Annotated in this window: 26 protein-coding genes; 23 read left to right on the plus strand and 3 right to left on the minus strand. The window is 54.2% G+C overall.

The window, feature by feature from the left end:
• Window positions 1-3 precede the first annotated feature (3 nt).
• Entirely contained in the window at window positions 4-2397 is a 2394-nt protein-coding gene (locus L21SP2_RS01920) for an alpha-amylase family glycosyl hydrolase (RefSeq protein WP_024266762.1), read from the minus strand.
• A 137-nt stretch (window positions 2398-2534) separates the two neighbouring features.
• Here L21SP2_RS01920 and L21SP2_RS01925 point away from each other — a divergent pair, with 137 nt between their 5' ends.
• From L21SP2_RS01925 to L21SP2_RS02030, 23 genes are all read left to right on the plus strand, one after another.
• Window positions 2535-3896, plus strand: coding sequence for an MFS transporter (locus tag L21SP2_RS01925; RefSeq protein ID WP_024266763.1), 1362 nt, complete (start codon window positions 2535-2537; stop codon window positions 3894-3896).
• A gap of 185 nt (window positions 3897-4081) precedes the next feature.
• The gene (mnmA, locus tag L21SP2_RS01930) at window positions 4082-5275 is read left to right on the plus strand and encodes a tRNA 2-thiouridine(34) synthase MnmA (RefSeq protein WP_053335743.1); all 1194 of its coding nucleotides are present in this window, start codon (window positions 4082-4084) and stop codon (window positions 5273-5275) included.
• Window positions 5268-6416 carry a tRNA dihydrouridine(20/20a) synthase DusA gene (dusA, locus tag L21SP2_RS01935; protein WP_024266765.1) on the plus strand — a complete coding sequence of 383 codons (1149 nt, stop codon included), beginning with the start codon at window positions 5268-5270 and terminating at the stop codon, window positions 6414-6416. Before mnmA ends, dusA begins: the two co-directional genes overlap by 8 nt.
• 16 nt (window positions 6417-6432) lie before the next feature.
• Window positions 6433-7323: a class I SAM-dependent methyltransferase gene (locus tag L21SP2_RS01940; RefSeq protein ID WP_024266766.1), complete on the plus strand. Its 891-nt coding sequence runs from the start codon at window positions 6433-6435 to the stop codon at window positions 7321-7323.
• Window positions 7324-8340 (plus strand): tRNA dihydrouridine synthase, encoded by a 1017-nt coding sequence (locus L21SP2_RS01945; protein ID WP_024266767.1) that lies wholly within the window; start codon window positions 7324-7326, stop codon window positions 8338-8340. It abuts the gene before it with no gap.
• Window positions 8341-8503: 163 nt separating this feature from the next.
• Window positions 8504-9040: a hypothetical protein gene (locus L21SP2_RS01950; protein WP_024266768.1), complete on the plus strand. Its 537-nt coding sequence runs from the start codon at window positions 8504-8506 to the stop codon at window positions 9038-9040.
• 37 nt (window positions 9041-9077) lie between these two features.
• Entirely contained in the window at window positions 9078-9329 is a 252-nt protein-coding gene (locus L21SP2_RS01955) for a 4Fe-4S dicluster domain-containing protein (protein ID WP_024266769.1), read from the plus strand.
• A gap of 7 nt (window positions 9330-9336) precedes the next feature.
• Window positions 9337-10386, plus strand: coding sequence for a 3-methyl-2-oxobutanoate dehydrogenase subunit VorB (gene vorB / locus L21SP2_RS01960; RefSeq protein WP_024266770.1), 1050 nt, complete (start codon window positions 9337-9339; stop codon window positions 10384-10386).
• Window positions 10387-10397: 11 nt separating this feature from the next.
• On the plus strand, window positions 10398-11420 hold the full coding sequence (locus L21SP2_RS19165; protein ID WP_024266771.1) for a thiamine pyrophosphate-dependent enzyme: 1023 nt from the start codon (window positions 10398-10400) through the stop codon (window positions 11418-11420).
• Window positions 11417-11806, plus strand: coding sequence for a 2-oxoacid:acceptor oxidoreductase family protein (locus tag L21SP2_RS19170; RefSeq protein ID WP_024266772.1), 390 nt, complete (start codon window positions 11417-11419; stop codon window positions 11804-11806). The genes L21SP2_RS19165 and L21SP2_RS19170 overlap by 4 nt, the downstream gene beginning before the upstream one ends.
• Window positions 11807-11836: 30 nt before the next feature.
• Window positions 11837-13090 carry a butyrate kinase gene (buk, locus tag L21SP2_RS01970; RefSeq protein ID WP_024266773.1) on the plus strand — a complete coding sequence of 418 codons (1254 nt, stop codon included), beginning with the start codon at window positions 11837-11839 and terminating at the stop codon, window positions 13088-13090.
• A 181-nt stretch (window positions 13091-13271) separates the two neighbouring features.
• Window positions 13272-14177 (plus strand): phosphate acyltransferase, encoded by a 906-nt coding sequence (locus L21SP2_RS01975; protein ID WP_024266774.1) that lies wholly within the window; start codon window positions 13272-13274, stop codon window positions 14175-14177.
• Between the two features lie 173 nt (window positions 14178-14350).
• Window positions 14351-15490 carry a GNAT family N-acetyltransferase gene (locus tag L21SP2_RS01980; RefSeq protein WP_024266776.1) on the plus strand — a complete coding sequence of 380 codons (1140 nt, stop codon included), beginning with the start codon at window positions 14351-14353 and terminating at the stop codon, window positions 15488-15490.
• An 86-nt stretch (window positions 15491-15576) separates the two neighbouring features.
• Window positions 15577-16530: an ACP S-malonyltransferase gene (locus L21SP2_RS01985; protein ID WP_024266777.1), complete on the plus strand. Its 954-nt coding sequence runs from the start codon at window positions 15577-15579 to the stop codon at window positions 16528-16530.
• Window positions 16531-16578: 48 nt separating this feature from the next.
• Window positions 16579-17868, plus strand: coding sequence for a beta-ketoacyl-[acyl-carrier-protein] synthase family protein (locus tag L21SP2_RS01990; protein WP_024266778.1), 1290 nt, complete (start codon window positions 16579-16581; stop codon window positions 17866-17868).
• Entirely contained in the window at window positions 17865-18608 is a 744-nt protein-coding gene (locus tag L21SP2_RS01995; protein WP_024266779.1) for an SDR family oxidoreductase, read from the plus strand. Before L21SP2_RS01990 ends, L21SP2_RS01995 begins: the two co-directional genes overlap by 4 nt.
• Before the next feature lie 31 nt (window positions 18609-18639).
• Window positions 18640-19866, plus strand: a complete 1227-nt coding sequence (locus tag L21SP2_RS02000) for a hydroxymethylglutaryl-CoA synthase family protein (protein ID WP_024266780.1) — start codon at window positions 18640-18642, stop codon at window positions 19864-19866.
• A gap of 9 nt (window positions 19867-19875) precedes the next feature.
• Window positions 19876-20760 (plus strand): enoyl-CoA hydratase/isomerase family protein, encoded by an 885-nt coding sequence (locus tag L21SP2_RS16720; protein WP_024266781.1) that lies wholly within the window; start codon window positions 19876-19878, stop codon window positions 20758-20760.
• A 30-nt stretch (window positions 20761-20790) separates the two neighbouring features.
• On the plus strand, window positions 20791-21618 hold the full coding sequence (locus tag L21SP2_RS02010) for a polyketide synthase (protein ID WP_024266782.1): 828 nt from the start codon (window positions 20791-20793) through the stop codon (window positions 21616-21618).
• A 47-nt stretch (window positions 21619-21665) separates the two neighbouring features.
• Window positions 21666-22487 (plus strand): SDR family oxidoreductase, encoded by an 822-nt coding sequence (locus L21SP2_RS02015; RefSeq protein ID WP_024266783.1) that lies wholly within the window; start codon window positions 21666-21668, stop codon window positions 22485-22487.
• 13 nt (window positions 22488-22500) lie between these two features.
• Window positions 22501-22746 (plus strand): phosphopantetheine-binding protein, encoded by a 246-nt coding sequence (locus L21SP2_RS02020; RefSeq protein ID WP_024266784.1) that lies wholly within the window; start codon window positions 22501-22503, stop codon window positions 22744-22746.
• 126 nt (window positions 22747-22872) lie between these two features.
• Window positions 22873-24126 carry an aminotransferase class I/II-fold pyridoxal phosphate-dependent enzyme gene (locus tag L21SP2_RS02025; RefSeq protein ID WP_024266785.1) on the plus strand — a complete coding sequence of 418 codons (1254 nt, stop codon included), beginning with the start codon at window positions 22873-22875 and terminating at the stop codon, window positions 24124-24126.
• A 2-nt stretch (window positions 24127-24128) separates the two neighbouring features.
• The gene (locus L21SP2_RS02030) at window positions 24129-24656 is read left to right on the plus strand and encodes a 3-hydroxyacyl-ACP dehydratase FabZ family protein (protein ID WP_024266786.1); all 528 of its coding nucleotides are present in this window, start codon (window positions 24129-24131) and stop codon (window positions 24654-24656) included.
• 95 nt (window positions 24657-24751) lie between these two features.
• On the opposite strand, the gene L21SP2_RS02035 is transcribed toward L21SP2_RS02030, so the two are convergent.
• Together L21SP2_RS02035 and L21SP2_RS02040 are read right to left on the minus strand one after the other, a co-directional pair.
• On the minus strand, window positions 24752-25474 hold the full coding sequence (locus tag L21SP2_RS02035; RefSeq protein ID WP_024266787.1) for an ATP-binding protein: 723 nt from the start codon (window positions 25472-25474) through the stop codon (window positions 24752-24754).
• A gap of 50 nt (window positions 25475-25524) precedes the next feature.
• On the minus strand, window positions 25525-26295 hold the full coding sequence (locus tag L21SP2_RS02040) for a hypothetical protein (protein ID WP_024266788.1): 771 nt from the start codon (window positions 26293-26295) through the stop codon (window positions 25525-25527).
• Window positions 26296-26318 lie beyond the last annotated feature (23 nt).

Consider the following 26318-nt stretch of genomic DNA (forward strand, 5'->3'; position numbering starts at 1 on the left):
AATTTACTGCTTTTTCAAAAAGAGCGCACTGGCCGGCTCAACCTCTATGGCGCCGCCTGAAATGGTTTCAAGCACCGAGCTCCCGGCTTCTGTTTTGTTGACAACCACGCCGTAGCTTCCTTCAGGAATGGTGAACGGGGCGGATTCCTCTCTGCTCGCATTCACAAAGCCGTACAGTTCTCCGGAAATCTCAACACCCAGCGCCTTGGCATTGGGGCTTTCCAGTATATTGAGCTGTTCGGAGGTGGCCGCTCCCAGGAGCTCTTCGGATTTTCGCAGCTCAATGAGGCCCCGGTAGTAATCGGTGAGTTCAGCATTCACCTGCGCCAGGTCGAAGTCGATATAGTTGGTATTGTTGTCAGCGCTGTAGCTGTTGGGGCTGGGTGTGAGGTACACGATGTTATCCGAGCTGGCTCCCAGGCCGCCGTTTTCGGTAATCTCCGGGGGATTGCCCTCCAGATCGGGAGTGATTTTTCCTCTGGCCCATTCCTGTCCAAGGTGCATCATGATGGGGCCCTGGGAAAAGAAGAGGCTGGCTGCGGCAATCCTGTGTGCGTCAAGAAGGTCCGGGGTCAGTTCGGTATACTCCCGGATATCTTCTATGCGGTTAATACTGCCGTCCTCGTTGTAGAAGGAATACTCCCCTGACTGAATCCGAAGGTTGTCGCCCAGCGTGGCGTCATCATGGCTCTCGATATACTGAACGTACTGATGAGGTTCAGCGGGGTTAATGTCTCCCCACCATGCCATGAGGTTTTTGGCACCGTTGGTTTCTCCCAGGACAAACACATCTCCTTCCTGGGTCGGCCGGTTCTGGGACCGTATCGCATCCCGGATTTCCGAGTTCCATTTGCTCCAGCCCAGCTCAAGAAATTCTTCGGCGCTGGTTGCACCTTCCCCGCCCCAGGGTTCTGCGATGAGCATTACCTCGGGGTTGATTTCCGTGGCCATCTCGTAAATTGCACGAATGGTCTCAGGGTCATGGCTGGCGGCCAGGTCGAAGCGGAATCCGTCAATATGATATTCCTCCATCCAGTATCGTACCGAATCCAGTATCATTTTCCGGGCCATTTTCCGTCGTGATTCCAGTTCGTTGCCGGTACCCGTGCCGTCCTGATCCTTGTAATAAAAATCCCGATCAATGAGCATGAGGGGCTGGTTATCGTATTTGGAAGTATGGTTGTATACCACATCCATGAGCACGGCAATGCCGTTTTTATGGAGTTCCCGTACCATGGTTTTCATCTCGTCAACCTGCCGTCCGTCTGTGCCGTTCCATGTTCCCGGCTCCAGGCTTCCGTCGCTGGCATAGTAACTTTCCGGGGCAAAGAAGTTGAAAGTCATGTATCCCCAATAGTTTTCCCCATAGCCGTTCCAGGTGTTGAAGTAGCCAAGGCTGTCTTCTTTATAGGGTGCTTCGATATTGTTAAAGTCCTGGAGCGGAAGAAATTCAACGGCATTCACGCCCAGATCTTTCAGCCAGTTCATTCCTCCCCGGGCGGCGTCTACAACTCCAAGATAGGTTCCGGGATTTTCCGCTTCGGCGCTGGGGTGTGTGGACAGATCCCGCAGATGTGCTTCCATAATGATGGCATCGGCAATGTCCAGCCCCAGAGCTTCGGTACCCTGCCAGTCGAATTCGTCCCGGTCATAGATGAGGGTGAGACCGAACTGGGGATAATCGTTGCTGGAGGCGAGAGCGTAAGAGTATGGATCGGGAAACACCGTGTCTGCAGGAATCTCCAGATCGTAGGCGGTGGGTTGAGCATATCGTTCGGTAATGCTGTACCCGTAGAATGTACCGTAGAGCTCGCCGTCGATAAACGCTTCAAACACCTGGTTTCCGTCGTTTTCCATGGGGATTACTTCCCGGGCTTCCTCCCCCGGAGCATCGAAGAGATGCAGCTCAACGGCCTTGCCTCTGGGAACGAAAAGACGGAATGCAGATACTCCGTCTTCCAGACGGTAGCCCATGGGTTTATCCGAATACATGTTGTTGAAGACAATGTCTTCAAGCTTATCTGTTTTTACTCCAACAGAAGCGGTGAAATCCCCTTCTGTGTCCCGCACGGTGACGGTATAGTCCTGGTTCAGCTGGAAGTCCCGGTCGGTTGACAGAATGATTGCATTCCGGTTTCTCTCAACATTCCCGATTTCCAGGTCAGGTTCAATGCTGAATTCGTAGGAACTGATATCCTCCGGAAGTCCCAGGAACCGAAGTCCCACTTCCCGAAGATCGGAAATCTCTGCCACGGTAAGCTGGGTGGGCACTGTGCCTCCGGTGCTTGCACAGGAAGCCAGCAACAGTACTGCCAGCAGTCCAGCGGTCAGTATTCCGGTTGAAATTATATGCCGGAAAGCCGTTCCCCCACGGCTCCGGCTGTTGTTCTGTTTCATTATGATCCCCCTTGATCTGTTTGCTCGATTATACTTCCCCATATGCTTTTTTCGCAAGGAAAATAGCCCGGCACACCTGTATGGAGATGCTTTGGAGGTACTGGCGGAGAATCCTTCAATTTATTATGATCTGGTCCATGATCAATCAGAATGTAAAAACTTTCTACACCTTTACCGGTCTCCAGAGCCTGGGTCGGGGAATCTGGATGGGGAATATTTTATCCCTCTATATTGTGCTTCTGGCCGAGTCTTCCACGGGAATACTGGGCCTCACTCCCAATGAGCTGCTGGGGTCCACCTCTGCGGTTACCGGAGTGGCCATGCTGGTATCGGTTCTGCCCGGCGGGGTCCTTGCGGACAAGTGGTCCATTAAAGGTACGCTCATGCTTGCGGCGTTCCTGGGTTCCGTGGGGCTTGGAATGCTGGCCTTCGGCTCCGGTCTTTCCGCAATAGTCCTGGGGCTCTTTTTCTGGGGGCTGTTTCAGGGGCTTTCCCGGCCCGCTGCGGAAACCATGCTGGCCAACTCCACGGTCAGCGGTGAGCGCTCATCCATTTATGCCAGGGCCCATGTGATTGATCAGATCGGCATGGGGACCGGGCCCCTTCTGAATATTATCCTGTTCCTGGTTCTGGGGGACCGTTGGGAGCTTCCCATTCTTCAGCGGGTGATGCTGGTGGGGATTCTCTTCTCTTTTGCTTCGGCCCTGGTTCTATTAAATGTCCGGAAAGAGCACAGCCTGGGTGACGAGAGCGAAGCCCTGGACCGGGGACATGATGCACGCCTCAAACCGTCCTCCGGCCCTGATACAGGTCAGAGTTCCGGGGATGCAGGAGCGGTCACAGGGCGTCAGGTTCGCAGGGAGAAATTCCGCCAGGGGGCCGGCCGCTTTATCCCCCATGTGTTCCTTGCATCAAGCTTTATAATCGGGTTCGGTGCCGGCATGACGGTGAAGTTCTTTCCGGTGTTTTTTCGATCCATCTACGGGTTTCAGCCCATTGCCGTGCAGATTGTGATGGGAGTGGGTCTGCTGTTCACGGCAGCTGCAACCATGGCTGCCCAGAAACTGTCGGTAAAGCGGGGGCGTGCGGAAATGATTGTGGGACTTCAGTCCCTTTCCATCGCCTCCCTGGTGGGAATGGCCTTTTACCCTTCGGTATGGCTGATTATTCCCCTGTTCATTTTCCGGGGCGCGCTGATGAATGCCACAACACCTCTGAGCCGAACCATTGTCATGGACTACGTACCCAAAAAACGCAGGGGTGTCTGGAGCAGCCTGCAGACGGTGGCATGGGGACTGTTCTGGAATGTTTCTGCCATGCTGGGAGGTTTTCTCATAGGAGATGATAATTTCCGCTTCGCGTATCTTATCACCGCAGGAATATACGTGCTGGGCACGGTGATTATTATCCCTCTTATCCCCCTGATTCACCGTGAACAGGGCTCTGTTGCCCCTGCACCCGCCCCGCCTGTGGAAAAAGTCATTCCCGCAGGAAAATAGCATGCATTCTCCGGGGGGCTGTCCGGAGGATCCGGCGGCGGTTGATACTGCCAGCTGCGCCGGATCAGGCGGGTCTGGCGGGTCTGGCGGATCTGGCGGATCTGGCGGCGCCGGTTCTGGCCCGGCTCCACATGCCGGTGCGGGGGCTTGAATATTCTAAATCTTTCTGTCATAAATATTTCGCTATGAAAATTGCTGTATTGCTCTCCGGCGGAGTGGACAGCTCTGTAGCTCTCCATCAGGTAAAAAACCAAGGCTTCACAGATATTACCGCATATTACCTGAAAATCTGGCTGGAAGATGACGTGAGCTTCCTGGGGGAATGTCCCTGGGAGGAAGACCTTTCCTATGCCAGAGCAGTCTGCCGTCAGGCAGGTGTTGAGCTCAGAGTTCTTCCCCTTCAGCTGGAATATTACGATAAAGTTGTCTCTTATGCATTGGCGGAACTGAAAAAGGGCCGTACTCCCAGTCCGGATATTTTCTGCAACCAGCGGATCAAGTTCGGTGCGTTTTTTGACGCCGTGGATGAAGAGTATGATCTGGTGGTTACCGGCCACTATGCAGATGTGCGCAAAGGGGATGATGGTCTCCACCATCTCTATCAGGCTCCGGATCCGGTGAAGGATCAGAGCTATTTCCTCTCCCATCTCAGTCAGGAGCAGGTGTCGAAACTGTGGTTCCCGCTGGGAAGCATGCAGAAGACCCAGGTCCGGGAACATGCCGAATCCCTCGATCTGCCCAACAAGGCCAGAAAAGACAGCCAGGGTATCTGCTTTCTGGGGAAAATCAAATATCCGGACTTTGTCCGCCATTACCTGGGAGAAAAGGACGGAGCCATTGTCCGCCGGGAGAACGGTGAGCAGCTTGGAACCCACAAGGGGTTCTGGTTCCACACCATCGGACAGCGTACCGGCCTGGGGCTGGGAAACGGCCCCTGGTATGTGGTGGACAAGGACAGCGAACAAAACATCGTATACGTAAGTCACAAAAGCGATATAGAGAACGCCTTTTCCCGCAGCTTCATCTGCACCGAACTGACCTGGATCGCCGGCCGGCCTCCCCGATGGCTGAACGACTCCCTGACGCGCCCGGGAGACCATCGCAGCCTGAAGCTGAAGCTCCGCCACGGTCCCAAAATGAGCGAGTGCCGGGTGCGCCTGGCAGGGAGGGAAGAGCTGGAGCAGGCCGGCCTGGGCGCCGGGGATCTTGAGGATCCTCAGCCCCGGCTGCTGGTTGAGATGGCCGATGGGGACAAGGGCCTTGCGCCGGGACAGTTCGCAGTTTTTTATCTGGATGACGAGTGCATCGGCAGCGGAAAAATCGAGCGGGCCATGCATCAGAACATGCATCAGAATGCGGGGGCTGTCGCCAATGCTTAAGACATTTAATCCCGGGCTGAACCCCGGCGGTTCCGCCGGCCCGAATCAGGCGGGTGCCGGGGAGTTTCCCCCCAGGCCCGGCGTGTATGCGCCGGTGTCCGTGGCTCCCATGATCGACAAAACCCACCGTCATTTTCGCCGATTCCTCCGTCTGCTTACCCGGCAGACCCTTCTCTATACGGAGATGCTTACTCCCAGTGCCATCATCCATGGGGACCGGAATAAGCTTCTGGACTTTGACGAGATCGAACGGCCTATTGCCCTGCAGCTGGGGGGGGATGATCCCCGGGAAATGGCGGAGGCCATCCGGATTGCCGAGGACTGGGGCTACGATGAGTATAACCTGAACGTGGGATGTCCCAGCGACAGGGTTCAGAATAAAAATTTCGGAGCCTGCCTCATGGCCGATTCACCCAGGGTTGCGGAACTTCTCAACGCCATGTATGAATCGGGGACCAGGCCTGTGACGGTAAAGCACAGAATCGGTATTCAGAGCCGGATCAAGGCTCTGGATCTCAGTTCATATGAGCACATGCGGGACTTTGTACTTCGGCTGAAGGACGGCCCCGCCCAGCGCTACAGCGTCCACGCCCGGGTTGCCATTCTTGAAGGGTTAAGCCCCAAAGAGAACCGGAATATTCCCCCTATCAGATACGACGAGGTGTACCGGCTGAAAGAGGAATTTCCCGGTCTGCATATCGAGATCAACGGCGGTATTAAAACCCACGGTGAAATCGCCTCTCACCTTCAGCGCTGTGACGGGGTGATGCTCGGCCGGCTCTCCTACGAACGCCCCTGGCGGTTTGCCTCCATGGACCGGCTCTATTACGGCAGGCAGACCGCCGATTATCGCACCCCCGGTCCGGATGATATTCTCGATCCCACCCGCAGGGAGATACTCAACGAATATTTTGATTACATGAAAGAGTGGAGCGAACGGGGCATGAACGTCCGCAGCCTGGTCTGGCCGGTGCTTGAACTGTTTGCCGGTCAGCCGGGAAGCAGGAGATGGAAGCAGACCCTGAGCCGGGCCTTGCCCCGGGGAATGAGCAGCACCCGGTTTCTGGATGAGGGACTTGCCTGTGCGCCCAGTGATTTTCTGGATATCCGGGCGTCCCGGGATCCCCTTACATCAGAATAACCTTTCAGGAGAGACCATGGCATATGCAGCTGAAGATCAACTTGGAAGCCGACTTGAACGGATTCTCAGCGGCCGGACTCCGGGCAGGGTTCTGGATGTGGGCTGCGGGGACGGCAGTTTCCTGGATGAACTGATCACCGCCGCCCCGTCTGCCCCCCAGGAAGTGTGGGGGGTGGATCCCGATCCAGACGCACTTTCGGAAGCCAAACGCTTTTTCACCCTTCACGGCCCTGATATTCCCTTTTATTTCCTGGAAGGATCGGCTCCCGGCCTGGAGCTGCCGGTTCAGGAATTTCATACCCTGAGTTTCCAGGATATGCTCCACCATATGTCCGGATCCTCCTTTTCCCATGAGATGGACGGAGAACGGAGGGAGCTGGTGGAACGGCATGTGGATCAGGCGGCGCAATACCTGGATTCCGGCGGCCTGATGATCATCTCCGAGGTTGTTGCCGGTGAGGGGGGACTGGGAAATGAGGCCGAATCCGCACGGGCGACCCGAACTGCCCTTCATAATCTGAAAGCGGAAATTGATGTCCTTCAGGGCATCCCCCACGGCTATACCTTTCACGGCGAGCAGCTGCTTCAGCTTCTGGTGGATATTCTGGAGGAGAGGAATTTCCATGTGATTCACGGGGATATTTTTGAGGATCAGGCAGATATTGTCCAATCGGGGCGGGAAGACAGGGCCGTTGAAAAAACCTTTGATTATTTCCGCAACTATGCGGAGCGTTTGACGGATCCGCTGGACGGCTCCCCGGCATGGAAGATGGACGGTACCCAACGCTCCCGGGTACGGGATGAGTTTCTTTTCAGGCTGGAGCCCCTCAGGATGGCTGCCATGAATAACGGACTGCTTGCCCAGCGCCGTCTCCTGCTGGCCGCCGGAAAAACAGAGGCGGAATAAATGAACAGCTTCTGGCATAACCTGGAGAAACCGGTAAGCGTACTGGCCCCCATGGAAGATGTTACTGATTCGGTGTTCCGGGACGTGGTGCACCGGGCCGGCCGGCCCATGGTGTTTGTGAGTGAATTTGTCGCCACCGGCACCATGCTCAGGGGGGAAAAAGAGGCCCTGCGCCGTCTGGTTTTCAATGAGAATCACCGTCCCATGGTGGCTCAGATCTGGGGAAACAAACCTGATGAGTATTATGAGGCGGCGCGGGAACTTCATCTCAGGGGATTTGACGGAATAGATATCAATATGGGCTGTCCCCAGAAGAAAATTACCGCCAAGGGTTCCTGTTCTGCTCTGATCAACAACCCCGGTCTTGCCGCCGAGCTGATAGTTGCGGCCCGGGAAGGCGCTGCCTCTGCGTACCGGGAGTGGGGGGATGATCATCAGGGGCCCGGGGGAAAGCTGCAGCGGGGCGGTCCCCTGCCGGTGAGTGTCAAAACCCGCATCGGGTTCTCCCGGCCGGCCACCCAGGAATGGTGCGGCTTCCTTCTTGAACAGAACCTGCCCCTGCTTACGGTGCACGGGAGGACGACCGCCCAGCAATCCGAAGGGGAGGCAGACTGGATCGAGATAGCCCGGGCTGCGGAGCTTCGCAGAAATATCAGTCCCCAAACCCTGGTGTTCGGAAACGGCGATGTGATTCATCCCTCCCAGCTGGAAGAGTATCCGCGGCGATACGGAGTCGACGGGATTATGGTGGGCAGAGGAATTTTTACCAATCCCTTTCTGTTTGCCGGTGAAGAATTCCATGATCTCCCTGCCGCCGATCAGATCCGATGGGCCATGGAGCATCTCTCCGCATACCGCACCGCCTATGAAGGCCGCCGGAACTTCGAGATTATGAAGAAGTTCTTTAAAATCTACCTGATGGGCTTCACCGGAGCTGAAGAACTCCGCGACAGCATTATGCAGACCCACGATTATGACGCCGCCATGGATGTGTTGAAGAGGGCAGCCGAGGCCTGAACTGTCATCCTCCCGCTCCATGTTCTTCCCATTCCGACGCGGGTATTCCGGAGTACTTTGTTCAATATATTAAATATTTTCTGGCGGAATGCCCCATTCGGGAGTACAATAATCCCATGAGGGGGAGTACCTCAAACCACGAATCCCCCTCGCGGGAGACATTATGGAACTTACCACCAAAATCATTCCGGATGCTTTTAAGAAAAACATCCCCCAGGGAATGCGGCTGCTTTGGAAGCAGGATATTGAGGTTCTCCTTGTAGAATCCGTATACTGCCCCAACGGTCATAATCTGCTGGTGGACAGCGTTCGAATTCATGACGAACCGTCCATCAAGTTAAAAATCCAGGTCGGAGGCCAGGAAGGTCTGGTATTTCTTGACTCCATCTGGGGAAGTCATTCCAATCTGTTCACATTTCTGGGCACCGGCCTCTCTCCGGATGCCAAAACCGAGGCATACTGCCCTTATTGCGACGCCCATCTCAATGTCAAGCGCAGCTGCAGCAATCCTGCTTGCGATTCCCCTGATCAGATCGTTCTGTATCTGCCGGGAAGGAAAAACGAGATCCAGATTTGTCCCAGGGTGAGCTGTCCCCATCATGAATTAATCATCGAAGAGATCGAAGAACCTGTCCTGCAGGAGCTGAGCGACATCAATTATTTTGGTGCCGGTCAGGAGGATGTTTTCGGGGGAATCTGATTCCCGCCGGAATAGACGCGCCATACCAGGAGGTACCATGAATTATGTATATATAGAGCCCGACGAATGTAAGGGCTGCCGTCTCTGCGTTCATTTTTGTCCAAACAACTGTCTCACCATAGGATCGCAGATCAATCAGCTGGGCTATCAGGCCACCATTTTCCGAAGCGATAAATGTACGGCATGCGGAATCTGTTATTACGTATGCCCCGAACCGGGTGCCATCACCGTTCACAGCGGTGAGGATGTGATACCCGAGGAGCTGAAAAAGGGGGCCAGCTTTGCGTAAACAGTTAATGAAAGGAAATGAAGCGGTTATTTACGGCGCAATTCTGGGGGGAAGCACCCATTTTTTCGGCTACCCCATTACTCCGGCAAGCGAAATTGCCCATGCGGCAGCGGAGCTCTTTCCCAAAAGCGGACGGCATTTTCTCCAGGCGGAAAGCGAAGTGAGCGTAATCAGTATGCTGTTCGGAGCAGCCAGTGCAGGATCACGGGTGATGACTGCCAGCTCCGGTCCGGGGATTGCCCTCATGGCCGAAGGACTGAGTTATCTTGCAGGGGCGGAGCTTCCCTGTGTTCTTGTGGACGTGCAGCGGGCAGGTCCGGGGCTGGGAAATATCTGGCCTGAACAGAGCGACTACAACATGGTTGTGAAAGGTGGCGGTCATGGAAACTACCGCAACATCGTTCTCGCTCCCAATTCGGCACAGGAAATGTGTGATTTCACCTATAAGGCTTTTGAATTGGCAGACCGCTACCGCATGACGGTATTTGTTCTTTCGGATGCATACATCGGCCAGATGATGGAACCGGTGGCATTCCCTGAGCAAGTGAAGCATGTTGACCGTCACGACTGGGCTCTATACGGGGATACGGAAAGCCGGGAAAATCTTATCACCTCCATTCATATGAACCGGGATCTGCTCTCGGACCACAATAAAAAACTGATGCAGAAATACGCCGGTCTGGAAGATGAGATAGTGGACTTTGAAGAGTACCGTCTGGAAGACGCCCAATTCGCCATTATTGCCTACGGAATTTCCAGCCGGATTGCCCATACCGCCGTGGACGAACTGCGCAGCAAAGGTATTGCTGCAGGTCTGCTAAGACCCAAGACCCTCTTCCCCCTGCCTGAAACCAGAATCCGCCGGCTCGCCTCGGAAGTGGAGCAGATTTCCGTGATGGAACTCAGCGACGGACAGTTGTGTCAGGATGTTCAGCGGATTGTTGCGGAAAAAGTGCCTGTTCACCCATATCTGTGGATGGGCGGCGTGGTACCGCCGGTGGAGGAAGTAGTAGCCAGGGCTGAGGCCGATGCGGCCGCCCGTCCGGTGAAGGTCTGAAGGAGATACACATGGTTAAATATAAAAAGCCTGAAGCATTTTACGATACATTTGAACGAAAGGGATCCGGACAGAAGGTGACCCATTACTGCCCCGGCTGCGGTCACGGTACGGTGCACAAACTGCTGGCGGAGCTGATTCAGGAGATGGGAATAAAGGATAAAACGGTGATGCTCTCTCCTGTGGGATGTTCGGTGTTCGCCTATTACTATTTTGATACCGGTAATATCCAGTGTTCCCACGGCAGGGCCCCTGCGGTGGGTACGGGAGTGAAACGGGTTCATGACGATTCAGTGGTCATATCCTATCAGGGGGATGGCGACCTTGCGGGAATCGGAACCACCGAAATTATTCATGCGGCAAACCGGGGTGAAAACATGACCGTGGTGTTCATTAACAACGCCATTTACGGGATGACCGGCGGACAGATGGCTCCCACCACGCTGCAGGGTCAGAAGACGGCCACAACCCCCCGGGGCCGGGACCTTCTCAATGACGGTGCTCCCATAGGCATGGCAGAAGTGATGGATGCGATCAAGACGCCGGTGTTCATCGAGCGGGTATCGGTGGCGGATTACAAACATATCAGAAAAACCCGGAAGGCTCTTCAAAAAGGGCTTCAGAATCAGATAGACAAGAAAGGATTTTCTTTTATCGAAATACTCTCTCCCTGTCCCATCAACTGGAAGATGGGGGCGGTTGAAGCCAGGGACTGGATTTCCGGAAGCATGGAAAAGATGTATCCCCTGAAAAATTTCAGGGATGATGACAGACCATCGGCCCGGAGGGATGAGGCTGAAGTTCTGGATGACGCTACATTGAAAGAACTGTTCGCCGGAAGCAAGGATCTGCCGGACGTACAGGCCCGTCCTCTGGAGGAGGATCAGCTGGTGAAAATATCCGGTTTCGGCGGCCAGGGAGTGCTCTCGGCGGGTATTCTTCTGGCGAACTGCGCCATCACCGAGGGGCTGAACGCCACCTGGCTTCCTTCCTACGGTCCCGAGATGCGGGGGGAACGGCAAATGCCAGCGTGATCCTTTCTCAAAAGGAGATCGGCAGTCCCGTTGTGGATTATCCCAACAGTCTGATCGCCATGAACCGACCCAGCCTGCTTCAGTTTGTGGATAAGGTTCAGTCCGGCGGACTGATCATCGTGAATTCCTCGGTGGTGCAGGACAAGGTTGAGCGGGATGATCTGCGGGTAATTTACGTTCCGGCAACAGATATGGCCAAGGATGCGGGATTGATAAACGCCGCAAACATGATTGTGCTCACCCTCTATCTGCTTGAAAAAGAGGTGGTTGATATAGAAACCCTGAAAGCTGTTGTACCCCTGAGTCTGAAAAAGAAGGAATATCTGGATATCAACCTCAGGCTGATAGAGAAGGCCGCTGAATATCACCGGGAATATAAAGACTGATTCCAGCCGTCGGCAAAAGGAGAAAGCTGCATGAGTTCTGCACCGTCTGTGGAACCGGACACCAGACAGATAATACTGGTAATCAACCCCGGTTCCACCAGCACCAAGCTTGCCCTCTATGAAATGGAAGGCGTGAATCTGCGGGAGCTGGAAGAGCAAAGTATCAGCCACCAGCCCGGGGAGATACAAAGTTTTACAGCCGTGGCCGATCAGGCCGATTTCCGGACCAGGGCTGCGGAGGAGTTTCTCTCCGCTTCCTGGAAACACCAGGGGCTGGAAAACGATGGCGCATTACAAGCGGTCATCGGCCGGGGAGGCCTGCTGGCCCCCCTGGCCGGAGGTGTCTACCGGGTGAGTTCCTATATGCTCGGGGATCTCTCCTCGGGCGTATACGGCGAGCATGCAAGCAATCTGGGGGGGATCATTGCGCGAAAAATCGCAGATTCAGCTCCCGGACGCTACAGCCCCGGGGACGGTGGGCCCGTGGAGGCATATATTGCCGATCCGGTGGTGGTGGATGAGCTGATGGATGAGGCGCGCCCCAGCGGACTGCCGGGGATGGACCGTCGCAGCATTTTTCATGCACTGAACCAGAAAGCCTGCGCCCGGAAGATCGCCGGAAGGCTCAAACGGCGTTACGAGGACTGCAATTTCATCGTTGCGCATATGGGCGGAGGTATATCCGTGGGGGCTCACCGGCAGGGCCGGGTGGTTGATGTGAACAATGCCTTAGATGGAGATGGGCCCTTCTCCCCGGAACGCTGCGGAGGTCTGCCTGCCGGCCAGCTCATGGAAGAAGTGATCCGCAGCTATGCCGAAACCGGCGGAGTTCCGGCGATTCACGATCCGGTGCATCGGGAATTAAAAAAGCGGCTGGTGGGCCGGGGAGGCCTGGTAGCCTACCTGGGGCACAGCGATCTCCGGAAAATCCAGGAGGAAAACTCCTCATCCGGCAAAGCCGGGAACCGGGAGTACTCCAGCGAACTGATTATCAATTCCATGATTCACCAGATTGCCAAAGAGGTGGCCCAGCATGGAGCAACCCTCCAGGGCGATGTGGACGGAATTATCCTCACCGGCGGCCTTGCTCACAGCAGCCGCATTATCCGCGGACTGGAGGCGAAGCTTTCCTGGCTGGGGAAAATTTTCGTGATTCCCGGAGAGGGGGAAATGGAGGCTCTGGCGGAAAACGCCCGGGCAGCGCTCAGAGGGGATCGTGAGCTGAAGGAGTATGACCCAGATCAGCCCCGCCAGGATCAGAAGCACCGGCAGGAAGACCGGTAAAAAACCAGTATTCAATGGACAGTGCACCAAAGCTTGTGAAAAATATATGTTTCGAAAAAATCGACCGTACTGGTAGTGTCTGGTGTTTTTCAGGCACTACATATGTTGGTTTTTGTTGGAAAAAGTAGTGCTTCACAAGCTTCCGTGCACTGGCTAATCAATACGAAGGACGGAAGCGTAGATGCGACTTGAAGAATTTTTTGTACCTCCGGTGAAACGCCGCGTTGCGGTACCCTTTCCCTATGAGCCGGCACTCCTGGAAACCACTTCAGCCGCAGCCGTGGAGGGTTGGGCGGAATTCCTGTTCATCGGTGAAACGGCGAAAATAGAAGAACTTGCCTCGGCGGCGGGAATGGATCCGGGCCATTACCGCTGCATAGAATCCACCCGGGAGGATGAAGCCTGCTCCCTTGCCGCAGAAGCTCTCCGGGACGGTCTGGCGGATCTTGCCATGAAAGGTGCGGTGCATACGGCAAATTTCAGCAGAGCGATTTTCTACAAGGAGTACGGACTGGTCGAGCCCGGCCGACTTGCCAGCCACATAGGCGCCTGCGAGCTGCCGGGATTCAAAAAAATTCTGTTTCTCACCGACTGTGCCATAAATATCAGCCCGGATTATGATGATAAACTGATTATTCTCAAAAATGCCCTGGAAACCCTCCGGGGACTGGGAGTGAAGGTTCCGAAAGTAGCTCTGGTTGCTCCGGTTGAAACGGTGAACCGGAAGATACCGGCAACCGTGGATGCTGACAGAATGGTGCAGGATTATAATGAGGGCCTTCTCACTGAAGAGCTGGGTCCAGCGGTGATCGAGGGTCCCTTCGGGCTGGATGTTGCCCTGTCCGCCGAGGCAGCCAGGACGAAGGGAATCGAAAGCAGGGTAGCCGGTGATGCGGATATTCTTCTTTTCCCGGATCTGAATACCGGGAATGCGGTGTATAAGGCTTTCACCTACGCCGCAGGGGGAACCATTGCCGGGAATCTCATCGGACCGCGGTCTCCGGTGGTGCTCACGTCCAGGGCGGATGATAACAGAACCAAGCTGCTCTCCCTGAAAATGGGGGTAAGCCTGATTCCCCCTGCCTGATGTGCACGTGCTCATGAGCACCTGCTGGTTTTTGCCTGCGGATTTTCCCGTCCGGCAGGCAGCCCCGGCCCTTCTGGAGGCGGAGGTTCCGCCCTTGCCTCTTTTTTCATATTACCCTTATACTGCACGAACGGCGTTCAGTAATTCCCGCCGAAGTTATGAGGAGACATGGAATGGCCATAGAGGTGCGCCCCGTTGAGGGGAAAAAGGATTTTAAGAAATTTCTGAACTTCCCGTATAAGGTATACCGGGCGAAGACCGGTGAGCCCGGCGGACACTACGACGCCTGGGTCCCTCCTCTGGATATGGACATGAAGCACATGTTCGACCGGAAACACAACGGGCTTTTTGATCACGCAGAGCTGCAGGAGTACCTCGCCTACCGGAATGGAGCCGTTGCCGGAAGGATTGTGGCAATCGTGGATCATGCCTTCTGTGAATATCAGAATACCAAAACCGGCTTTGTGGGATTTTTTGAAGCCTATGATGATGTGGATGTGGCCAAAGCATTGTTCAGCACGGCGGAAGACTGGGTGCGCAGCAAGGGAATGGCCCGGGTTATCGGCCCGATTAACGGGTCCACCAATTATCAGCTGGGCAATCAGATAGACAGTTTCGACACCCTGCCGGTGATCGAGATGCCCTATTCTCCGCCCTATTACGGAAAACTGTATGAAGCCGCGGGCTACGCAAAAGACCAGGATCTGTATTCCTACAAAATGAAAACCACCCTCAAGCTCAGCGATAAAATCACCAGGGTGGCTGAGCTTGCCCGTAAGCGCAGCAAGGTGGAAATCAGAACGGTTGAAATGAAGAATTGGGACCGGGATGTGAATTATGTACGGGAAATCTGGGACGATGCCTGGCGGGACAATTGGGGATACGTACCCTGGAACAAGTCGGAGTTTGATCAACTGGCCGACGGACTGAAAATGGCCATCGACCCCAAGATCACCCTTTTTGCGTATGTTGACGGCAAGCCGGTTGGGTTTGCATTTCCCATTCCCGATCTGAATCCCGTGTTCCACGGCATGAACGGGAAGCTTCTGCCCTTCGGAATTTTCAAGCTTCTGGCAGGAAAAAAGAAGGCGGACAGTATCCGCATTGCCGCTTTCGGCGTGCGAAAAGAGTACCAGAATAAAGGAATTGATGCCCTTTTTGTGTATGAACTGTACACCAGAGGAGTAAAGCAGGGGGTGCGGGGGGCAGAATTCAGCTGGATTCTGGAATCCAATCTCCATCTCCGGAATCTTCTGGAAAACTGGGGTGCGGAGCATTACCGGACCCACCGGGTATACGGCAAAGAATTGTAACAATAGATAATCAATATACAGCGGGATCCCCGGGGAAAATCCCCGATCGGGGATCCCGGAAAAGTTTCAGGTAAGGATGGTTTCTCATGAGTACGGTTTTTCTATTCCCCGGCCAGGGAGCTCAGTATCCGGGTATGGCGCGGGATCTATATGAAGGAAGCGATGAAGTTAAAAATCTTTTTTCCACCGCCTCAGGGGTGCTGAATAAAGATATGGCCGGGCTTCTTTTCGACGGAAGCGAAGAGGACTTGAAGTCCACTGACAACACCCAGGCGGCGGTGACCCTTGCAAATATTTCCGCTTCGGCGGTTCTCAAGGAAAAGGGCGTTACTCCCGCAGCGGTAATGGGATTTTCCGTAGGTGAGTATGCAGCCCTTCATGAAGCTGGAGTGCTGGATACCGAAACCCTGTTCCGCGTGGTTCAGATCCGCGGCGAGGTGATGGAAAAAGGAGCCCGAAAGGCCGACACTGCAGCCGGCCCCAGCGCAATGAGCGCCGTTCTTGGCCTGCCCTTCGAGGAAGCCCGTGATGTGGTATCTCCCATGGCCGGGCAGGGGGTGTTCATCGCCAACCACAGCTCTCCCACCCAGATTGTGATTGCAGGAACTTCCCAGGGACTGGATGCCGCAGAGGCCGCGCTGAACGATGCCGGTGCCATGAAGGTTGTACGCCTGAAAGTCAGCGGCCCGTTTCATTCCCCTCTGCTGGAAGATGCCAGGACAGAATTCGAGGAGCGGATCGGGGAGTTCACCTTTCATGATCCCCGGCTGCCCCTGATTTCCAATGTAAGCGCCACGCCAATCGAAAACGGAGAACAGGCCAGGAAACGGGCCGGTGAGCAGATTGTGTCCATGGTTCGATGGGTGGATTCAGAACAATATCTGCTGGATAAGGGCTTTATTACCGGCGGGGAGCATGATCTGGTAATTGAAGCGGGGCCGGGAAAAGTGCTTTGTGGACTTTGGAAATCTTTTTACAAGGGACTGAGGGGAAAACCCGCAGGAACCCTCGAGGCGATAGAGAAAATTCTCCAGGGCTGATTTTCGGGGGATGAACCCCCGGGCCCGTCCTTAATGCAAGGAGCATATATGAACAAACAGCGCATAGTGATCACCGGGATGGCAACAATTAATCCCCTGGGTGACACCGTTGAAGAGTATTATCAGAACCTTCTGGCCGGTAAATCCGGTGTGAAGAAATGGGAGTCCCTGGATCTGGCCAAATGTGAGAACAGAGTGGGCGGGGATCTGGGCGATTACGATACCAAGGCGGCTCTGGAGCGGCTGAAAGAGGGAATCGGCGAGGCGAAGTTCAAGAAGCTTCGCAAACTGTTCCGCTCTGCAACCTTTTCCTCCAAAACCGCAGTGCTCACATCCCAGAATGCCTGGCTTGATGCCGGACTGGAAGGGGTTGAAATTGACCCCTACATAACCATGGTGGTGGTTGCAGGGCATAACCTGAACTCAAAGTATATCAACCGATTGAGCAAACAGTATGAGGAAGAGCCCGAGTACATGGATCCCCTCAGTTCGGTGGAAGCCATCGATAATAACGTTCCCGCCCTCATCTCCGAGGTCCTTAAAGTTCACGGCCCCAGCTACACGGTGGGTGGAGCCTGTGCAAGCGGCAATCTGGCATTGCGGGATGCAGTACGGGATATCAGATCAGGCGAAGTTGAACGGGCGGTTGTGACCGGAGCCCTCTTCGATGTTGCGGAGCCGGACATTCAGGCTTCGGTGATCATCAACTCGGTGGTAATGGACAAGGAGTTGAACGAGCATCCGGAAACGGCCTGCCGTCCTTTCGATACCCGGCGCAACGGTTTTGTGTACAGCCACGGCTCAGCCGCTTTGGTGGTGGAGAGTCTGGAATCCGCCCTGGCGCGGGGTGCACACATCCACGCCGAGGTGCTTTCGGTGCGGGCGAACGCCAATGCGAACCACCTTCCCATGCCCGGCGCCCAGCACCAGGCATGGGTCATGCGGAAGGTACTGGAAGATGCGGGGGTGAAGCCCGGGCAGGTTGAGTACGCGAACTGCCATGCCACGGGTACGCCCGCCGGAGATAAGCAGGAGATATACGCACTCAGGGAAGTATTCGGCGATCACCTGAAGGAAATGAAAATCAACGCCCCCAAATCCATGCTGGGCCACACCTGTTGGGCAAGCCCTCTTGTTGAGACCATCGGAGGAATCATGCAGATGAACAATTCCCGGCTTCATCCCACCATCAACGTGGATGCACAGGATCCGGAAATTGAAGCTGATGTGTGCGCCGACGGACCAGTGGATTGGGAAGTAAATTATATGCTGAAAAACTCCTTCGGCTTCGGCGGACTCAACTGCTGCAGCCTCATCAAGAAGTGGGAGGGAGCATGAGTAACGCCTTTGTAACCGGAGGATCCCGGGGGATCGGCAGAAGCATTGTGCTCCGCTATGTAAGCGAAGGCTGGGGGGTGGCGTTCACCTACTCATCCAACAAGGAAGCGGCGGACCGGACCCTGGAAATGGCCCGGGAGATACGCCCGGATGCACGAGTCCAGGCGTATCAGCTCAACCTGTCTGATGAAGATGCCATCGATAAGGTGTGCGAACAGGCCATAGATGATTTTGAAAACATCACTGCGGTGGTGAACAATGCTGCCATACTCAAAGATAACGCTGCGGCGCTGATGAGCAACGAAGAGTGGAAAGATGTGGTGTCGGTGAATCTCACCGCTCCCTTCCTGGTATCCAGAAACTTCCTGCTTCACTTTCTCAGCAACCGCAAGGGAAGACTGATCCATGTTTCCAGCCTTGCCGCCTACGGATCCAGCGGGCAGGTGAATTACGCCGCATCCAAGGCCGGTCTCCAGGGAATGAGTCTCACGATAGCCAAGGAGTACGGAAAGAAGGGAATTACATCCAACATTGTGACGGTGGGTTACGTCCCCACAGCCATGACGGAAGAAAACATGAACAAGCAGCTTCAGGAATACTGGTTAAAACACTGTCCCGCCCGCAGGGTGGGAACCCCCGAAGAGATCGCTTCGGCGGTGTATTATCTCAGTTCAGATGAAGCCTCTTTTATAAGCGGAGAAGATCTCCGTATATCCGCAGGGCTTACCTACGCCCCCTAGTCGGAAAATTACCCAATCCGGGAGGAATTATATGAAACGAGTAGGAATTGAAAAACTCAACGTGTACGGAACATCAATGTATCTTGACCAGGCCGATCTGGCGAAGGCCCGGGGCAAGGATCCCGAGCAGATCAAAAAAGACTATCTGATCGAAACCAGAAGTCTGAACCCCACCTGGGAAGATGCGGTAACCATGGCGGCCAATGCGGCCATGACCATGCTCAGCGAAGAAGATAAGAAAGATATCGGTATGCTGATAGTGGGTACCGAGGGTTCGGTGGATTTCGGAAAGCCAATCTCCACCAACGTCCACTCCGCACTGGGACTGGGGCCCAATGTCCGGAACTATGAGACCAAGTTCGCATGTTACAGCGGGGTCGCCGCCCTGGATACTGCGGTAAACTGGGTGGCCTCAGGGCTGAACAAGGGGAAAAAGGCGCTGGTTATTGCCTCGGACTTCTCCCGTCAGCATCTCGGCAAACTTGAGGAGTTTGTCCTCGGAGGATGCGCCGCCGCAGCCCTGGTTTCCGATGATCCGAAAATCATCGAGTACGATCTGGAAAGGAAGGGAACCTGGACCACCGACATTTACGACACCTTCCGTCCGTCAGCCCTGGCTGAAGTGGGCAATAATGAAGTAAGCCTTTTCTCCTACATGGATGCGGTGCAGGGTTCCTATGAGCACTATAAGGAGCAGGTTGAAGGTGATGTGGATTTTGATAATGACTTCTCCTACTTTGTGTACCACACACCCTTCCCCGGAATTGCATTCCAGGCACACCGGACTCTCACACGAGAGAACGCCCCCAAAAAGAAACCCGAGCTCCGGGCGGACTTTGAAAACCGGGTAATCCCCGCTCTGGCATACAGCCGCAGGGTGGGTTCAACCTACGGAACATCCAACCTTACCGGGCTGGCCGCACTGGTGAACCATGCCGACGATGCGGAAGGCAAGCATATTGCTCTCTTTGCCTACGGTTCCGGCGCCATCGGCGAGTTCTACTCGGGAACCATTCTCCCCGGTGCAAAGGCTGAAATGGCCAAAATGAAAATCGACGAGCGCCTTGATGAGCGCCGCCGCTGCAGCGTGGAAGAGTATGAGGCCATCGAAAAACTCCGTGAAACCTATGTTGAAAACTCTGATTTTGTGCCGGATTACAGCATTCTCGACGGCTGGTATGAAAAGCACTACAAGGGAAGCGGTCTGCTGGTGCTGAAAGAAGTGAAAGACTGGTACAGAACCTACGAAAGGGCCTAGGCGGTTTCCATGAGTACGAATGGCGGTGATGCGGTTTCAGCCCGGGAGGAATCCCAGGCCTCTGCAGTAACATATTCAAACGACTCGGGCCTGGGCATTATTCACATATCCGACGGACGGGGAAACCGGCTCAATCCTTCAAGTCTGGAAGAGCTTTCCCGGGCATTTCAGGAAGGTCTGGCAGACGAGGATGCAAAACTGCTGATGATCCGCTCAGGGGAACGGAGTTTCTGTCTGGGAATGGATCTGGAAGGTCTTGAATCCAGTCTTGATGATGACGGTTCCGGAGGAAATTCCGGCGGCGATCATCGAAGCGGCGGAGTGAAACGCTACTCCAGCCTCCTGTACAGTATTGCCGGCTGCGCAAAGCCGGTAATCGCCCTTGTTGAAGGGGATGTGAAAGCCGGCGGGGTGGGCCTTGCGGCCGCATGCGACATTGTGATTGCCCGGGAGGACGCCAGCTTTGAACTCTCGGAAGTGCTCTTCGGCCTCGTACCCTATAATGTGCTGCCCTATGTGTTTTCCCTGAGAATGAGCCCCCAGCGCTTCCGTTATATGGTGCTCAGCGCAGCCCGGGTGGATGCCCGGGAAGCCCGAGACTTCGGCCTGGTGGACAGGGTGTTTTCCGAAGACGCCCTGGAAAAGGGGTTGAAAAGCATGTTGAAAACCATGATGCGGGCCGAGCCCCGGGCTCTGGCTGCCGCAAAGACCTTCTTCACCCGTGCCCTGGACCAGGATTTCGATACCTTGCGGGGTAATGCCGAACAGGCGCTGCTGAAACACATGGCCCAGCCCCAGGTGAAGGAAGGGCTGGAAGCGTTTCATTCAGGAGATATGCCGGAGTGGTTTTCCAGATTCAAACCCGGAAAAAAGCTTTCCGGCCAAAACGGTTGAACCTCCGGGTTCGACACAGACGAGGAACATATGTCAGAAGAAAAATTACACCCCAAGCAGGTTGAACCTTCCCGGCACGGGGAGGATGCGGATCCCGCATCTCTTTTTGAACAGTACGGGAGAGTTTCGTTTTCCCTGGATGAAAAGGAAATAGCCACCATCTTCATGCATGATATGGAGGGACAAAATGTATTCTCCCATGCGTTTGTTGAGGACTTTCTCAGCGTACTGGATGCGGTTGAAGAGATTGATCCCCGGGTTGTTATTCTCAGAGGACTTACAAGCACTTTCTCCGGTGGGGCCGATAAGGAATCTCTCATGGAGCTGGCCAGCGGAAAAATTGTAGTCCGGGATCTCGTAATCTCCGAAAGACTTATCAACTGCCGCTTCCCGGTTATCTCCGCAATGGAAGGACATGCCATGGGCGGGGGATTTGTAATAGCCCTCTGCTCGGATATTATCATTGCCTCCCGGGAGGCCAGGTACGGCACGGTCTTTATGAATATGGGGTTTACGCCGGGAATGGGAACCACCACCCTTCTGCAGGGTGCCGTGGGAAGCTATATTGCCAACGAAATGATGTTCACCGGCAGGCGATACAAGGGCCGTGAACTGGCGGAAAAGTCCACAAATATCAACTACATTCTCCCGAAAAAAGAGGTTCTGGCAAAGGCCGCAGATCTTGCCCTGCAGATTGCGGAGAAGAATCCCAAGTCTGTACAGCTGTTGAAGTACAGTCTTGCCGCACCCAAGAAAAAACTTCTCACCGATGCCCGGCTGCAGGAGGATATGATGCATGCCCTCAGCTTCGGGTATCCGGAGACGAAAAAAATTATTGATGATCTCTACGCAGGATGATCAGGGATTATCAGCTTCGGTAAACACGGAAAAGGAAGGAAACAGCTATGATCAGCATTGATATGACAGGAAAAACCGTACTGATTACCGGCGGTACCAAAGGAATCGGCCTGGCCTCGGCACTGAATTTTGCCCAGGCGGGAGCTCAGACTGTACTCACCTATAAGTGGGGAAGTGCGGACATGGATGAACTGAAAAAACAGTTTTCCGATCTTGGTGCACCCGAGCCCCTGCTTGTGCAGGCGGATGTTTCGGTGGATGAAGATACCGATGCCCTTCTCGACGAAGTGGCTAAGATATCCAAATCGGTTGATATCTTTATCAGCAATGTGGGATATGCTGCGACAATGCGAAATCTCGATGCGTATAAGAAGAGATCGCTCTATAAGACTCTGGACTATTCAACCTGGCCTATGGTTGAATATACCCGGAAAATACAGAAAAAATTCGGTTCCTACCCTGAAAAGGTGATCGGGATCAGCAGCGACGGTCCGGATCATTTTTATCCGGGATACGATTATGTGGCAGCGAGTAAGGCATTGCTTGAATTTTTCGGAAAGTACATGGCCGCCCATCTCTACAAAGAGGGCAGCCGGGTGAATGTTATCCGCTTCGGGCAGGTAAAAACCGAGAGCTTTACCGCCATTTTCGGCGAAGAGTTTTTCGATTACCTTCGCGATCAGGGACTGGCCAGCGAAGAGCAGATCCTGACCCCCGAGGAATGCGGAAAAGCAGTGTTCGCTCTTTGCAGCGGATTAATGGATGGAATGAACGGACAGGTTGTAAATGTTGACTACGGCCTGCCATTCACAGATAATACGATGATGCGTTTCCTTTCATGGAAAGAGAAACAGGATCAATCATCTTAAGAGGAGAGACATCATGACTAAACCTGAAGTCATCGAAGTCATCAAAAAGAATATCGTGGATAATCTTGATGATATTGAACTGGATGAGATCGACGCATCCAAATCCATGAAGGATTATGGTGCAAACAGCCTGGATATTATCGAGGTTGTGAGCTGTTCCATGCGGGACCTTGATATCAAGATTCCCCGTTCCGAACTTGCTGACATCGGAGATATTGACGGTCTTGCGGACAAATTTCTGGAGCATGTCGAAGAATAATCAGGCGTCCGATTTCCCCGGAGACGGGATGGTTTCATCCTGTCCCGGGTTTCTCATCTCTTGACCCGCGTATAGTCCCGGCGTACAACACCGGCGGCTAAGAAATTTAATATACAGGAAAAACTTATGGCGAAAGCAACAGATTTCAGCCTCGCTGATTTTCATTATACCAATAATCCCGATGTCCTCTCTCCTCCCGAAGATTTTGAAGAATGGATTAACGATCCGGAAGTACAACAGGCATTCAGCTTCACCGGCCAGAGCCTGCTCATGGCACCCAAAGCCAACACGGAAATTCTGAGCAATCTTGACGGCAAACGCCGGAAGATTATTAACATGACCAGCTACAATTATCTGGGGCTTTCAACACACCCGGAAGTACTGGCTGCAGCGAAAGAGGCGGCGGATAAATACGGCCTCAGTTCCTCAGGAGCCCCCCTGGTTTCCGGAACCCTGGATCTGCACCTGGAATTTGCTGAAAAACTGGCAAAACTGAAACATAAAGAAGCAGCCCTGATCTTCAGCTCCGGATACGGCGGAAATGTGGGTGCCCTGCAGGGAATGATGCGGAAGGGCGATGTACTGATTTTTGATGAGAAGATTCATAAATCCCTCATCGACGGCGGGACTCTTTCCCATGCCAAAATGGAATTCTTTGACCACAACGACATGAACAGTCTTGAGCAGAAGCTTGAAAAACATAAAGACAAGCGGAAGCTCATCGTTGCAGAAGGCGTCTACTCCATGGATGGCGATATGGCCAAACTTCCGGAAATGGTGCCCCTTTCCGAGGCCTACAATGCGCCTATCTATCTGGATGAAGCCCATTCAACCCTGATGTTCGGCGAAAAGGGCGGCGGAGTGGGTGAACACTTCGGTCTTGAAGACAAAATCGGCATGTCCTACGGTACCTTGAGCAAGAGCTTCGGCGGTGTGGGTGGCTTCATTGCGTCCAACGAGCGGATTATCCGCTATCTGAAAGGCTATGCTTCCAGCTGGAACTTTTCCTGTGCCCCCAGTCCTCCGGTGATTGCCGGGCTGATCAAGGCACTGGAAGTTGCAACCCGGGATTCCACTCTTCGGGATCAGCTCTGGGCAAACACCCGTTATCTGAAAGAAAATATTCAGGCACTTGGGCTGGATATCGGTGACTGTGAAAGTCAGGTAATACCGGTGATCATCGGTCAGAGCGGTGAAAAACTCTTCCATTTCGCCGGTGAAATGCAGAAACGGGGACTCTTTCTCCAACCCATCGACTATCCTGCGGTTCCCGCACATGCCCGCCGTTTCAGAATCTCTGTATCCTCCCAGTTCACCAGGGAAGACATGGATACTGCGCTGAATATTATGGAAGATGTAATTGTGAAAGGGATGAAATAAGCGTGAGCGAACAGGAAACCCTGCTGAAAAAGCACAGGAAAAAGCCTCTGTTCGATATAGCCTCCCTGCCCGTGAGCCTGAGTTACGGCAGGGAGGATATCAAGAAAATCATCCCCCACAGAGAGCCCATGCTCTTTGTGGACCGACTTCTGGGGCTTGACCGGGAGCAGGGGCTGATGTACGGCCAGCGCTACATGGATCCTGACGATCCGGTGTTTCAGGGGCATTTTCCCGATGCTCCCATGTATCCGGGGAATTTCACCATTGAAATGATCGGTCAGCTGGGTTTGTGCATGTATTATTTTGAAGAACAGGGGCGCAGCGATATTGCCGAACAGGCAACTCCGGTACCCGCACGGGCCACCCGCATTGCCGGAGCCCATTACCTGAAACCCGTGGAACCCGGTAAAACCGTAACCCTGCTGGCAAAAAAGCTTGAGTACGACGGCTTTTTTGCATCCATGATCGGCCAGGCTCTGGTGGATGGTGAAGTTGCGGTAACGGTGATCGGGGAAGTGGTTATTCTGTAGTCCGCTACACTAAGGAAGTTACACCGGAACAGGATGTACCGCTCCGCCCGTTTCCGTGCCCGGAGCCGGTTTAGCCAATACGGTATTTCGCCGGTTTATTCGGCATCTTCCCCGGCAGCACTCCTGCCGGCACCACCGGGAACATCAAGGTGAAAAATCACCCTGCCGTCCTCACTGTTCTCCTGTGAAAACCCCCATCCCAATGCAGCGCAGATTGTCAGAATCAGCTTCATATCCAGGGAGAGCCTTCGATCGTTCATATCCACACCGATCGCCTGCTTTTCCGGCGTTCTTCGAACCAGCTCGCGCATTTCCCCGGGCCAGGGTTCATCCCCGTAAGAGACCTCAATCCGGACCCATCCCTGAATGACCGGGCAGGGTCGGCTGGAAAGATCTATGCCGCCGCCTTCTCCGGCTGCAGCTGATCCCTGCTGTAGAAGTGACTGAATTACCCGTTCCAGCCCGTAACTGTCGCAGAACACAGTCAGGGAGTCATCGCAATCCTGAACTATTTCGATATCTTTCTCATTCCCTTTTTCATGGAACTGCGCAACCGATGACCAAATAAGGGGCGTCAAAAGAATTTCCTCCTGGCTGGGAAGAGCCCGGTGGAGCTGGTACTTTCCTATATCGCTGATCACAGCCAGAAGACGAATGCTTCTCCGGGAAACATCCTGCATTACCTGCAGAGTTGTATAATCAGGAAGTTCCCCGCTGCCGACCTGTGCGGCTATTTCATTCAGCAGATTATTCAGGCTGCCCATGGGAGCGTTCAGATCGTGATTCAGCAGACGGTTTAAATACGCCTGTGTTTCCACTAATTCAGATACCTCCCGGGGTTGATCACCTGTGCGGATCTGACCCTGCTTCAACTCCGTATCTTTGCCGGGGGGTGCGGTTTTTCTGATGGCTTCTTTGGTGCCTTCTCTGGTTTTTCGGCTGCGTCTTTTGCTGCGGGCTGAAAGACATGCAGATTCATATAGATCCACAGGGGCATGGAGGCGGTCATATATAAGGCTGTAAGCCCCAATGACGCATTGCCCTGAATAAAGGCGGAATTCAGTGAAGACAGGCCTGCCAGCAGCGCAGCTGCGGAGATCAGAGCACCCGTAAGGGGGATGATTGCGGTGATGAGGCCGATTATCAGCAAGGCGGATTTGCCGGTCGGTCCTGCGGTCGGGGATGGAGCGTACAGTGCCCCAAGGGATACAAGAAGCAGGGCGAACAGCCCGGTGTTGAGAACCAGTACGCCGGCACCATCGATCCCGTTCACCGCAACCAGTGCAAAGAGGGCCGGGACTGCAGCCGCAAGCACCGGCGGCAACCTCCGGGCTGATGAGACAGCTGCAGACCTGAAACCCAGGGAAAGGATCCCGAACGCAGACAGAGTCAAAGTGTGCAGGGCGGTAATCACAAGCCGGGAGATTCCCGCCTCCGTTCCGTGAAGAAAACCGAAAACGAAAAAATACAGGAAGGCGGCCGCCGAAGCCGAAAGGGCGCCGATCCCCGACATGATTCCCGCTTTACGTCTTCCCTGAAATCCCGGAGATAGATGCAGGGCTCCCGAGAGAAGCCCTGATATCCCTGCTGCGAGAAACAGAGGAGGTAATGCATCCGGTTGAATTCCGGTAAATATCATCCTCAGTCCTGGGAGCCTTCCCG

The sequence above is a fragment of the Salinispira pacifica genome, from assembly GCF_000507245.1.
GTDB lineage: Bacteria > Spirochaetota > Spirochaetia > DSM-27196 > Salinispiraceae > Salinispira > Salinispira pacifica.

What these genes read in the sequence shown, in the direction of transcription:
- L21SP2_RS01920 (WP_024266762.1), bottom strand. Translation starts at nt 2,397, where the DNA reads ATGAAACAGAACAACAGCCGGAGCCGTGGGGGAACGGCTTTCCGGCAT.
- L21SP2_RS01925 (WP_024266763.1), top strand. Translation starts at nt 2,535, where the DNA reads ATGATCAATCAGAATGTAAAAACTTTCTACACCTTTACCGGTCTCCAG.
- mnmA (WP_053335743.1), top strand. Translation starts at nt 4,082, where the DNA reads ATGAAAATTGCTGTATTGCTCTCCGGCGGAGTGGACAGCTCTGTAGCT.
- dusA (WP_024266765.1), top strand. Translation starts at nt 5,268, where the DNA reads ATGCTTAAGACATTTAATCCCGGGCTGAACCCCGGCGGTTCCGCCGGC.
- L21SP2_RS01940 (WP_024266766.1), top strand. Translation starts at nt 6,433, where the DNA reads ATGGCATATGCAGCTGAAGATCAACTTGGAAGCCGACTTGAACGGATT.
- L21SP2_RS01945 (WP_024266767.1), top strand. Translation starts at nt 7,324, where the DNA reads ATGAACAGCTTCTGGCATAACCTGGAGAAACCGGTAAGCGTACTGGCC.
- L21SP2_RS01950 (WP_024266768.1), top strand. Translation starts at nt 8,504, where the DNA reads ATGGAACTTACCACCAAAATCATTCCGGATGCTTTTAAGAAAAACATC.
- L21SP2_RS01955 (WP_024266769.1), top strand. Translation starts at nt 9,078, where the DNA reads ATGAATTATGTATATATAGAGCCCGACGAATGTAAGGGCTGCCGTCTC.
- vorB (WP_024266770.1), top strand. Translation starts at nt 9,337, where the DNA reads ATGAAAGGAAATGAAGCGGTTATTTACGGCGCAATTCTGGGGGGAAGC.
- L21SP2_RS19165 (WP_024266771.1), top strand. Translation starts at nt 10,398, where the DNA reads ATGGTTAAATATAAAAAGCCTGAAGCATTTTACGATACATTTGAACGA.
- buk (WP_024266773.1), top strand. Translation starts at nt 11,837, where the DNA reads ATGAGTTCTGCACCGTCTGTGGAACCGGACACCAGACAGATAATACTG.
- L21SP2_RS01975 (WP_024266774.1), top strand. Translation starts at nt 13,272, where the DNA reads ATGCGACTTGAAGAATTTTTTGTACCTCCGGTGAAACGCCGCGTTGCG.
- L21SP2_RS01980 (WP_024266776.1), top strand. Translation starts at nt 14,351, where the DNA reads ATGGCCATAGAGGTGCGCCCCGTTGAGGGGAAAAAGGATTTTAAGAAA.
- L21SP2_RS01985 (WP_024266777.1), top strand. Translation starts at nt 15,577, where the DNA reads ATGAGTACGGTTTTTCTATTCCCCGGCCAGGGAGCTCAGTATCCGGGT.
- L21SP2_RS01990 (WP_024266778.1), top strand. Translation starts at nt 16,579, where the DNA reads ATGAACAAACAGCGCATAGTGATCACCGGGATGGCAACAATTAATCCC.
- L21SP2_RS01995 (WP_024266779.1), top strand. Translation starts at nt 17,865, where the DNA reads ATGAGTAACGCCTTTGTAACCGGAGGATCCCGGGGGATCGGCAGAAGC.
- L21SP2_RS02000 (WP_024266780.1), top strand. Translation starts at nt 18,640, where the DNA reads ATGAAACGAGTAGGAATTGAAAAACTCAACGTGTACGGAACATCAATG.
- L21SP2_RS16720 (WP_024266781.1), top strand. Translation starts at nt 19,876, where the DNA reads ATGAGTACGAATGGCGGTGATGCGGTTTCAGCCCGGGAGGAATCCCAG.
- L21SP2_RS02010 (WP_024266782.1), top strand. Translation starts at nt 20,791, where the DNA reads ATGTCAGAAGAAAAATTACACCCCAAGCAGGTTGAACCTTCCCGGCAC.
- L21SP2_RS02015 (WP_024266783.1), top strand. Translation starts at nt 21,666, where the DNA reads ATGATCAGCATTGATATGACAGGAAAAACCGTACTGATTACCGGCGGT.
- L21SP2_RS02020 (WP_024266784.1), top strand. Translation starts at nt 22,501, where the DNA reads ATGACTAAACCTGAAGTCATCGAAGTCATCAAAAAGAATATCGTGGAT.
- L21SP2_RS02025 (WP_024266785.1), top strand. Translation starts at nt 22,873, where the DNA reads ATGGCGAAAGCAACAGATTTCAGCCTCGCTGATTTTCATTATACCAAT.
- L21SP2_RS02040 (WP_024266788.1), bottom strand. Translation starts at nt 26,295, where the DNA reads ATGATATTTACCGGAATTCAACCGGATGCATTACCTCCTCTGTTTCTC.